Here is a 9,813-nt window from a genome sequence, read left to right on the forward strand (position 1 = left end):
CCTGCGTGAAGGTGGTCTTGGGCGGCGTGGCGGGCTTGGTCAGGCCCACGGCGGGGTCGAACTTGCCGGGGCCGTGGTAGGCCACCGGATCGGCCTCGGCGAGCTTGTAGCCCTGGCCCTTCTTGGTGACCACGTGCAGGAACTGCGGGCCCTCGTGGGCGTCCATGAGCTGGCGGATGTTCTCCAGCGTGGGGATCAGCGAGTCGAGGTCGTGGCCGTCGATGGGGCCGATGTAGTTGAAGCCGAATTTCTCGAACAGCGTGGCCGGCACCACCATGCCCTTGGCCTGCTGCTCGAACCGCTTGGCCAGCTCGAACAGCGGCGGCGCTCCCTTGAGCACCTGCTTGCCCACGTGCTTGGCGGCGGCGTAGAACTGCCCGCTCATGAGCTGCGCGAGGTAGCGGTTGAGCGCGCCCACGGGCGGCGAGATCGACATGTCGTTGTCGTTGAGCACGACCAACAGCTTGCCGTCGGCCACGCCTGCGTTGTTCAGTGCCTCGAAGGCCATGCCGGCGGTCATGGCGCCGTCGCCGATGATGGCCACCGCGCGGCGGTCCTCGCCCTTGGCCTTGGCCGCCAGGGCCATGCCCAGCGCGGCCGAGATGCTGGTGGACGAGTGGGCGGTGCCGAAGGTGTCGTACTCGCTCTCGTCGCGGCGCGGGAAGCCGCTGATGCCGCCGAGCTGGCGCAGCGTGTCCATGCGGTCGCGCCGGCCGGTGAGGATCTTGTGCGGGTAGGTCTGGTGGCCCACGTCCCACACCAGCCGGTCCTCGGGTGTGTTGAAGACGTAGTGCAGCGCGATGGTGAGCTCGACCGTGCCGAGGTTGGAGCTCAGGTGCCCGCCGGTGCGCGCCACGCTGTTGAGCAGGAACTGCCGCAGCTCGTCCGCCAGCGGCTTGAGCTGCGGGCGCGTGAGCTGGCGCAGCTGCGCCGGCGATGAGATGGTGTCGAGCAAGGCGGTGATCGGTGCGTTCATGGAGCGTCGTCGTTCACGGACGGTTCTCGGGCCTCAGCTGGCGCGGTGGGCCACCCAGTCGGCCAGGGCATGCAGCGTGCCAGGCCGCTCGAGGCCGCTGCGGTCCAGCGCGGCGTGGGCGCGCGCCAGCACATTGTCGGCATAGGCCTGGGCCGGCCCCAGCCCCATGAGCGACACGAAGGTGGGCTTGTCGGCCGCGGCGTCCTTGCCCGCGGTCTTGCCCAGCGTGGCCGAATCGGCGGTGACGTCGAGGATGTCGTCCACCACCTGGAAGGCCAGGCCGACGCAGGCGCCGTAGTCGGCGAGTGCGGCCAGGGTGTCGCGCGCCACGGCGCCGGTGGCCGCGCCCATGGTGACGCTGGCCTGCAGCAAGGCGCCGGTCTTGCGCCGGTGCATGGCCTCCAGCTGGCGCTGGTCCAGGGCGATGCCCACGCTGGCCAGGTCCACCGCCTGGCCGCCGGCCATGCCGTCGGCCCCGGCGGCCAGCGCCAGCAGGCGGCACAGGCGCGCGCTCATGGCGTCGCCCAGGCTGCCGTCGCCGGGCACCAGCAGCTCGAAGGCCAGGGCCTGCAGGGCATCGCCCGCGAGCAGGGCCTGGGCCTCGCCGAACTTCACGTGCACCGTGGGCTTGCCCCGGCGCAGCACGTCGTTGTCCATGCAGGGCATGTCGTCGTGCACCAGGGAGTAGGCGTGGATGAGTTCCACCGCGCAGGCCGCGCGCATCGCGGCGTCGGCCTGGCCGCCCACGGCCTCGCAGGTGGCCAGCACCAGCAGCGGGCGCAGGCGCTTGCCGCCGTCGAGCACCGCGTAGCGCATGGCCTCGCCCAGGCCGGCGGGGGCGTCCAGGGGCACCCAGCCCGACAGCGCCTGCTCCACCGCGGCCTGCTGCGCGCTGCGCCACTGCACGAAGGTCTGGTCCAGCACCGCGCGAGCCGCCGCCGGGCCGCCCCAAGACGGCTCAGCCCCCTGGGGGGGCCGCGACTCGCGCAGCGAGGGAGCGTGGGGGGCCCCGTTCATTCGGCCTCCCAGGGCTTGCTCTGCCCGGCCTCGAACACCTGGATCTGCTGCTCCACCGCCTGCAGACGGTCGCGGCAGAAGGCCAGCAGCTCGGCGCCGCGCTGGTAGCGCGAGAGCAGTTGGTCAAGGGGCAACTGGCCGGCGTCGAGCTGGGCAACGAGTTGCTCGAGTTCCTGCAGCGCGGCCTCGTAGCTGGGGGCCACGGGCGGTGTCTCGGCGGGGGCCTTGCGGGCGGGCGGTGGCGTCATGGGCCTCGTGGGAAAGAAACCCCTGGGGGGCATTCGAGACAAAGCGGCCATTTTAGCGAGGGGGCATTTCCGCCGCCCCACGCCCGATGCACCCCAGGGGTACAATCCGCGCTCTTTTTTTCCGAAACGACGGGCCCTGCGGGCCCGGAGGGACGCACCCACACCCATCCCGCGCGAATTCGTCTGACGAGCACAGCGCTTCCCTGCCCCTTCATAGGGGGAGTCTTTAGGTCAGGACAAGCATGTCTGATTTGAGTCTTCAACTTCAGCAGGCCAAAAGCCAATTCCCGGTGTCGAGTTACTTCGACCAGGCGCTGTTCCAGCGCGAGCTGGAGACGATCTTTCAGCGCGGGCCCCGCTACGTGGGGCACGCTCTCTCCGTTCCGAACATCGGCGACTACCACGCCCTGCCGCAAGAGGGCGGAGGCCGCGCACTGGTGCGCACGCCCTCGGGCGTCGAGCTGATCTCCAACGTCTGCCGCCACCGCCAGGCCATCATGCTCAAGGGCCGCGGCAACCTGCAGGGCCACCAGCCCGGCCACGCGGGAGGCAACATCGTCTGCCCCCTGCACCGCTGGACCTACAGCGGCACCCACACGCCCGCCGGCGCCGGCCCCGCCGGCCAGCTGCTGGGCGCGCCCCACTTCGCGCACGACCCCTGCCTGAACCTCAACAACTACCGGCTGCGCGAGTGGAACGGCCTGCTGTTCGAGGACAACGGCCGCGACATCGAGGCCGACCTGGCCGGCATGGGCCCGCGCGAGACGCTGAGCTTCGAGGGCATGGTGCTCGACCACGTCGAACTGCACGAGTGCAACTACAACTGGAAGACCTTCATCGAGGTCTATCTTGAGGACTACCACGTGGGGCCCTTCCATCCGGGCCTGGGCAACTTCGTCACCTGCGAGGACCTGCGCTGGGAGTTCCGGCGCGAGTACTCGGTGCAGACGGTGGGCGCGCAGAACCTGCTCGGCCAAGCTGGCAGCCCCACCTACCAGCGCTGGCACGATGTGCTGATGAACTACCGCCAGGGCCAGCTGCCCGAGCAAGGCGCGATCTGGCTCACCTACTACCCGCACATCATGGTGGAGTGGTACCCGCACGTGCTGACCGTCTCCACGTTGCACCCTATCGGCGTGGACAAGACGCTCAACATGGTGGAGTTCTACTACCCCGAGGAAATCGCCGCCTTCGAGCGGGAATTCGTCGAGGCGCAGCGCGCGGCCTACATGGAGACCTGCATCGAGGACGACGAGATCGCCGAGCGCATGGACGCGGGCCGCAAGGCCCTGCTGGCGCGCGGCGACAACGAGGTCGGCCCCTACCAGAGCCCCATGGAAGACGGCATGCAGCACTTCCACGAGTGGTACCGCGAGAAGATGGGCACGGCCTTCGCCGGCTGATATGCGCATCTACGCGAACAGGTTTCGCCGCCGGGCCGCCCCAAGGCGCAACGCCCCCCCTCGGGGGGCAGCGAGCCGCGCAGCGGCGGAGCGTGGGGGCTGACGCATGCAGGCGCTCTGGATGCTGCTCGCATCCCTCTTCTTCGCGAGCATGGGCGTGTGCATCAAGTTCGCCGCCGCGCACTTCAACAGCTTCGAGACCGTGTTCTACCGCGGCCTCGTGGGCATGGCCTTCCTGTGGGGCCTGACGCGCTGGCAGGGCGTGTCGCTGGCCACCCGCGTGCCCATGATGCACGCCTGGCGCAGCCTGGTCGGCACCATCTCGCTCACGGCCTGGTTCTACGCCATCGCCCTGCTGCCGCTGGCCACGGCCATGACGCTCAATTACATGAGCAGCGTGTGGATCGCCACCTTCCTGCTCGGCGGCGCGGTGCTCACGCAGGCGCGCGGCTCGCCGGTGCGCGAACAGGCGCCGCTGTTCTTCACGGTGATCGCGGGCTTCGTGGGCGTGGGCCTCATGCTGCGGCCCAGCTTCCACCATGACCAGGCCTTCGCCGGCCTGGTGGGCCTGCTGTCGGGCGTGTTCGCCGCCCTGGCCTACCTGCAGGTGGCCGCGCTGTCCAAGGTGGGCGAGCCGGAGAGCCGCACGGTCTTCTACTTTTCGCTCGGCTCGGCGCTGGCGGGACTCCTCGGCATGATGTTCGTCGGCGCCACCCCCTGGCACTGGCCCGGCGCGCTGTGGCTGCTGCCCATCGGCCTGCTCGCGGTGTTCGGGCAGCTGTGCCTGACGCGCGCCTACGCGCAAGGCGCCACCATGGTGGTCGCCAACCTGCAGTACTCAGGCATCGTGTTCGCGGCGCTGTTCGGCATCACCGTGTTCGGCGACCGCCTGCCGCTGATCGGCTGGCTCGGCATGGCGCTGATCGTCGTCAGCGGCATCGCGGCCACCGTGCTGCGCTCGCGCACCGTGCCGCCCGTGCCTGCGGAAGAACCCTAGCCCCGGGCCACGGGAAACGCATGCGATCTGCATCACAATGTGCGCATGCTTAACTTGTTGATACAAGTCCGCGAGCTGCGGGCCCTGCTCGACACCGGCGCCCCCGTGCTGGTGATGGACTGCAGCTTCGACCTGATGAACCCGGCCGCGGGCCGCGCGCAGTTCGAGGCCGAGCACCTGCCCGGTGCGATCTACGTGGACCTGGACCGCGACCTCAGCGACAAGGGCCGCCCGGCCAGCGAGGGCCGACACCCCCTGCCCAGCCGCGAGCGCTTCGCGGCCCGGCTGGCCGAGCTGGGCCTGAACCCGGGCGTGCAAGTGGTGGCCATGGACCGCCAGGGCCTCAACTACTGCGGCCGGCTGTGGTGGATGCTGCGCTGGTGCGGCCACGAGGCCGTGGCCGTGCTCGATGGCGGCCTGGCCGCCTGGAAAGCCGCCGGCGGCGCGTTGGACAGCGGCCCGGCGCAGGCCCGTCCGGCGGGCGACTTTCGCCTGGGGCCTTCGCTGGCGCCCACGGTGGACACGGCGGGCCTGCAGGCCCGCCTGGGCCGGGCCGACACCACCGTCATCGACGCGCGCGCGGGCGCGCGCTTTCGCGGCGAGGTCGAGCCACTGGACCCGGTGGCGGGCCATGTGCCGGGCGCACTCAACCGCCCCTTCGGCGAGAACCTGCAGGCCGATGGCCGCCTCAAGCCCGCCGACCAGCTGCGCCGCGAATTCGACGCCCTGCTCGGCGGCCGCGACCCCGCCGGCGTGGTGCACCAGTGCGGCAGCGGCGTGAGCGCCGTGCCCAATCTGCTGGCCATGGCCGTCGCCGGCCTGGGCACCACCACCCTGTACCCGGGCAGCTGGAGCGCCTGGTGCAACACCGAGGGAACGCCGCGTGCGAGAGGCTGATGCAAGGGCCTGACTCGGTCGGCGTATCGGCGCGGGCCGAAACGCCCGACGCGGCCGACCTGCGCAAGACCCTGCTGTGGGTCTGCATGGTGGTCGGCATCGCGGCGCTGGGCATCGCCGCGATGGACCTGCTGCTGTCGCCCCCCGAGCAGAGCGAGGCCTCCCTCGCCGGCGCCCTGTCGGCCGTGGCCTGGGCCTGCTGGCTGGCGCTGCGCACGCGCCGGCTCTCGCCGGAACCGGTGGCCGCGCTGGTCATCCTGGGCGTGCTGACCACCGCCACGTTCTCGGTGGTCGTCTATGGCTCGGTGCGCACGGCGGTCAACTTCCTGTTCGTGGCCGCGGTGGTCGGGGCGGGCATCTTCCTCGGACGGCGCGCGCTGCTGGCCTCGGTGGTGGTCACGGCCGCGCTGCTGGGCCTGCTGGGCTGGATCGAAGCCCAGGGCGGCTTCGCGCACACGCCCAACTTCTCGATGAACCTGCGCGTGTGGCTCACGCAGGCCACCACCCTGGTGGTCGTGGGCCTGGTCGTCATGCACGGCCGCGCCGTCAGCCACCGCGCGCTGCAGCGCCTGCGGCACGAGCTCGAGCGGCGCCACCAGACCGAGCAGGAGCGCGACCGCAGCCTGGAACGCTTCACGCGCATCTTCCGCTCCAGCCCGAGCCCCATGATCGCGCAGTCCGCGCGCACGGGCGCCATCCTCGACGTCAACCCCGCCTTCGAGCGCTGCTACGGCCACCGGCGCAGCCAGGTACTGGGCCGCCAGGACACCTTCCTCTGGGCCGACCCCATGGAGCGCGAGCGCTACATGGAGCGCCTGATCGCCGAGCGCCACATCGCCCAGCACCGCGCCCGCGGCCGCCGCGCCGACGGCAGCGAGTTCGACGCCATGGTCTCCAGCGAGATGGGCAACGACGACGAGGACCGGCTCATCATCACCACGGTGAGCGACATGACCGGCCGCGAAGAGCTCATCCGCCGCCTGCAGCGCTCCGAGGCGCTGTTCTCCAAGGCCTTCCACTTCGCGCCGCTCAACCTCACCATCACGCGCCTGTCCGACGGCCGCTTCCTGGAAGTGAACCGCGCCAAGGACAAGGCGCAGGGCCTGGAACCCGAGGAGTTGCTGGGGCGCACCTCGGTCGAGGTCGGTGCCTGGCTCACGCCAGAGGACCGCGAGCGCTTCATCGAGCGCCTGCGCCGCGATGGCCACGTGGACGGCTACGACACGCAGATGCGGCACAAGGACGGCACGCTGGTCGACTCGCGCGTCTGGGCCGAGATCGTCGACATCGACGGCGAGCCCTGCATCCTGTCCTCCAGCGTCAACGTCAGCGAAGAGAAGCGCCGCGAGGCCCTGCTGCTCGAAGTGGCCAAGGGCGTGGCCGCCGAGACCGGCGAGGCCTTCTTCGGCGCGCTGGCGGAAACCCTGAGCAACGCCATCGGCGCCAACCTCGTGGCCCTGGCCGAGACCACCGACGACGGCGAGCTGCAGACCCTGGGCGTGTGGCGCGACGGCCGCGCCGCACGCAACTTCCGCTTCAACGTGGCCGGCACGCCCTGCGCCGACACCCTGCGCCAGACCGGCCTGATGACCTGCACCGCCCAACTGGCCGAGAACTACCCCAACGCGCCGCAGCTGCGCGCCCAGGGCTTCCAGGCCTACCTGGGCCAGGCGCTGCGCGACGCCGATGGCCAGGCCACCGGCATGCTGATCGCCATGTGGCGCACGCCGGTGACGGTGAAGGCCGACGTCCAGGCCCTCATCTCCATCTTCGCCAGCCGCGCCAACGCCGAGCTGCTGCGCCTGCGCCGCGAGCGCGAGATCGTGAGCCTGAACGAAACGCTGGAGCAGCGCGTGCGCGAGCGCACGGCCGAGCTGCAGAAGCTCAACGCCGAACTCGACGCCTTCGCCTACTCCGTCTCGCACGACCTCAAATCGCCGCTGCGCGCCATCGACGGCTTCACGCGCCTCATGCAGGAGCAGCTCGACGGCAAGCTCGACGAGGACACGCAGCAGCTGTTCGACCGCGTGCTGCAGTCCTCGCAGCGCATGGGCGCCATCATCAACGACCTCCTGGCGCTGGCGCGCGTGAGCCAGGGTGTGCTGCAGCGCAGCCCGATCGACCTGAGCGAGCTCGCGCGCAGCGTGCTCGACCACGAACTGGCGCGCGCGCCGCAGCGCCGCGTGCGCGCCGAGCTGGCGCAAGACCTGGAGGCCGACTGCGACCCGCGCCTGGCCCGCATCGTGCTGGAAAACCTCATCGGCAACGCGCTGAAGTACACGCGCGACCGCGAGGAGGCCCACATCGAGTTCGGCCTGGACGGCATTGCCGAGGACGGCACGCCCAGCTTCTTCGTGCGCGACAACGGCGTGGGCTTCGACATGAAGTACGTCGACCAGCTCTTCAAACCCTTCCAGCGCCTGCACCGGCCCAGCGAGTTCGAAGGCACCGGCATCGGCCTGGCCACGGTGCGCCGCATCATCGAGCGGCACGACGGCCGGCTCTCGGCCGAAGGCGCCGTCGGCCAGGGCGCCACCTTCCGCTTCTGCTTCGGCAACCCGCCACGCTGGAGCGAGAGCGAGTCGCAGAAACTGTGAGCGGGCGCCCGGCCCGGCGCGCTCAGTGCCCGCCGTGCGCCAGGCCGCTCACCAGCGTGACCATGCCGATGCCCACCGCCAGCCAGGCGATCTGCGCCACCGTCTCGCGCAGGCTCAGCCGCTTCTGCAGCTGCGGGATCAGGTCGGCCAGCGCCACGTAGACGAAGCTGCTGGACGCCGCCACCAGGAAGTACGGCAGCCAGTCGTCCAGCGAGGCCAGCAGCGCGTAGCCCACCAGGCCGCCCAGGGCCGTGACCGTGCCCGCCATCGACACCTTGAGCAGGGCCGCGCGCGGCGAGCGCGAGGTCTGGCGCAGCACCACCAGGTCGCCCATGTGGTGCGGCACCTCATGCGCCAGCACCGCCAGGGCCGCCACCACGCCCAGCCGCAGGTCGGCCACGAAGGCCGAGGCGATCAGGATGCCGTCGCCGAAGGCGTGCACGCTGTCGCCCAGCAGCACGGCCCAGCCGCCGGCGCGCCGCTCCTCGTGGTGGTGGTGCCCGTGGTGGTGGTGGTGGGCGTGCCCGTCCCCGGCCTCCTGGCCGTGTTCATGGCCATGCTCGTGGCCGTGGTGCCAGAGTTCGGCCTTGTCGAGCAGGAAGAAGAACACCAGGCCGCCCAGCAGCAGCGCGAACAGCTCGTGCGCGCCGGCCGCGCTCTCGAAGGCTTCGGGCAGCAGGTGCATGAAGGCCGTGGCCAGCAGGGCGCCGGCCGCCAGGCTGAGCATGTGCTGCGTGAAGCGCGCCAGCATGGCGTAGCCCAGCAGCGCCGCGATCCACACGCTGCCGACACCGGCCGCGACCGTTCCGATAAGAATGGCCAACAAGGTCATATCAGTATTCAGTTACTCGGTAGAACAAGACCTGCGGAGCACGGGCGGTCGAACCGAGTGACACCGCGGAACCGGCTGGGCCGGGCCGCGGGTGTCGCCCCCTTGAGGGGGTCGCGCGAAGCGCGGCGAGGTGTCTCGTTTCAGGCCACGCCGTGCTGCTTGAACCAGGCCAGGGCACGCTTCCAGCCGTCCTCGGCCGGCTCCTTGCGGAAGCTCGGCCGGTAGTCGGCGTGGAAGGCGTGCGGTGCGTCTGGGTACACCACGAAGGTCGAAGCCTTGGCCGCCGCGCTGCCGCCCGCCAAGGCCGATTTCATCTTATCAACCGTGTCAAGCGGGATGCCGGTGTCGGCCGCGCCGTAGAGCCCCAGCACCGGGCCGTGCAGCTGGCCGGCCACGTCCACCGGGTTCTTCGGGGTGAGCGCGTTCTGCTGCCCCACCAGGCGCCCATACCAGGCCACGCCCGCCTTCACCGCCGGGTTGTGCGCGCTGTACAGCCAGACCTGGCGCCCGCCCCAGCAAAAGCCGGTGATGCCCAGCTTGCTGGTGTCGCCGCCGTTGGCGGCCGCCCACTTCACGGTGGCGTCCAGGTCGCCCATCACCTGGGCGTCGGGCACCTGGCTGATCACTTCGGCGATGAGCTTGGCCATTTCGCCGTAACCCTGGGCGTCGCCCTGGCGCACGAACAGCTCGGGGGCGATGGCCAGATAGCCCGCCTTGGCGAAGCGGCGCGCGGTGTCGGCGATGTACTCGTGCACGCCGAAGATCTCGGACAGCACCAGCACCACGGGCAGGCCGGTCTTGCCGGCCGGCGCGGCGCGGTAGGCCGGCATCTTGAAACCGGCCACA

9 protein-coding genes are annotated in these 9,813 nt (G+C 70.8%); 4 read left to right on the top strand and 5 right to left on the bottom strand.

All coding sequences use genetic code 11. From position 1 onward, the window contains the following. From BGO22_RS13405 to xseB, 3 genes are all read right to left on the bottom strand, one after another. The coding region (locus BGO22_RS13405; protein WP_286851255.1) for a 1-deoxy-D-xylulose-5-phosphate synthase N-terminal domain-containing protein at positions 1-976 on the bottom strand (976 nt) is incomplete at its 3' end. Positions 977-1,009: 33 nt separating this feature from the next. Next, the gene (locus BGO22_RS13410; protein WP_239478268.1) at positions 1,010-1,993 is read right to left on the bottom strand and encodes a polyprenyl synthetase family protein; all 984 of its coding nucleotides are present in this window, start codon (positions 1,991-1,993) and stop codon (positions 1,010-1,012) included. Beyond that, the gene (gene xseB, locus BGO22_RS13415; protein WP_070398796.1) at positions 1,990-2,241 is read right to left on the bottom strand and encodes an exodeoxyribonuclease VII small subunit; all 252 of its coding nucleotides are present in this window, start codon (positions 2,239-2,241) and stop codon (positions 1,990-1,992) included. Before xseB ends, BGO22_RS13410 begins: the two co-directional genes overlap by 4 nt. 242 nt (positions 2,242-2,483) lie before the next feature. Between xseB and BGO22_RS13420 the strand changes: the two genes are divergently transcribed. The 4 genes from BGO22_RS13420 to BGO22_RS13435 all read left to right on the top strand — a co-directional run bounded on the left by BGO22_RS13420 (position 2,484) and on the right by BGO22_RS13435 (position 8,135). Continuing rightward, entirely contained in the window at positions 2,484-3,644 is a 1,161-nt protein-coding gene (locus BGO22_RS13420) for an aromatic ring-hydroxylating oxygenase subunit alpha (protein WP_070398797.1), read from the top strand. A gap of 106 nt (positions 3,645-3,750) precedes the next feature. After that, on the top strand, positions 3,751-4,641 hold the full coding sequence (locus tag BGO22_RS13425) for a DMT family transporter (RefSeq protein WP_070398798.1): 891 nt from the start codon (positions 3,751-3,753) through the stop codon (positions 4,639-4,641). Positions 4,642-4,686: 45 nt separating this feature from the next. After that, positions 4,687-5,538, top strand: a complete 852-nt coding sequence (locus BGO22_RS13430) for a sulfurtransferase (protein ID WP_070398799.1) — start codon at positions 4,687-4,689, stop codon at positions 5,536-5,538. Next, positions 5,538-8,135, top strand: coding sequence for a PAS domain S-box protein (locus BGO22_RS13435; RefSeq protein WP_070398800.1), 2,598 nt, complete (start codon positions 5,538-5,540; stop codon positions 8,133-8,135). Before BGO22_RS13430 ends, BGO22_RS13435 begins: the two co-directional genes overlap by 1 nt. Positions 8,136-8,157: 22 nt before the next feature. Here BGO22_RS13435 and BGO22_RS13440 read toward each other — a convergent pair whose 3' ends face one another. Both BGO22_RS13440 and BGO22_RS13445 read right to left on the bottom strand, forming a co-directional pair. Beyond that, positions 8,158-8,967: a ZIP family metal transporter gene (locus BGO22_RS13440; RefSeq protein WP_070398801.1), complete on the bottom strand. Its 810-nt coding sequence runs from the start codon at positions 8,965-8,967 to the stop codon at positions 8,158-8,160. Positions 8,968-9,107: 140 nt separating this feature from the next. Beyond that, the coding region (locus BGO22_RS13445; protein WP_286851261.1) for a dienelactone hydrolase family protein at positions 9,108-9,813 on the bottom strand (706 nt) is incomplete at its 5' end.

The organism is Hydrogenophaga sp. 70-12 (assembly GCF_001897365.1).
Classification (GTDB): domain Bacteria; phylum Pseudomonadota; class Gammaproteobacteria; order Burkholderiales; family Burkholderiaceae_C; genus Hydrogenophaga; species Hydrogenophaga borbori.

Excerpts from the sequence above, each read along its gene's own strand:
- BGO22_RS13410 (WP_239478268.1), bottom strand. The coding sequence starts at position 1,993 with ATGAACGGGGCCCCCCACGCTCCCTCGCTGCGCGAGTCGCGGCCCCCC.
- xseB (WP_070398796.1), bottom strand. The coding sequence starts at position 2,241 with ATGACGCCACCGCCCGCCCGCAAGGCCCCCGCCGAGACACCGCCCGTG.
- BGO22_RS13420 (WP_070398797.1), top strand. The coding sequence starts at position 2,484 with ATGTCTGATTTGAGTCTTCAACTTCAGCAGGCCAAAAGCCAATTCCCG.
- BGO22_RS13425 (WP_070398798.1), top strand. The coding sequence starts at position 3,751 with ATGCAGGCGCTCTGGATGCTGCTCGCATCCCTCTTCTTCGCGAGCATG.
- BGO22_RS13430 (WP_070398799.1), top strand. The coding sequence starts at position 4,687 with ATGCTTAACTTGTTGATACAAGTCCGCGAGCTGCGGGCCCTGCTCGAC.
- BGO22_RS13435 (WP_070398800.1), top strand. The coding sequence starts at position 5,538 with ATGCAAGGGCCTGACTCGGTCGGCGTATCGGCGCGGGCCGAAACGCCC.
- BGO22_RS13440 (WP_070398801.1), bottom strand. The coding sequence starts at position 8,967 with ATGACCTTGTTGGCCATTCTTATCGGAACGGTCGCGGCCGGTGTCGGC.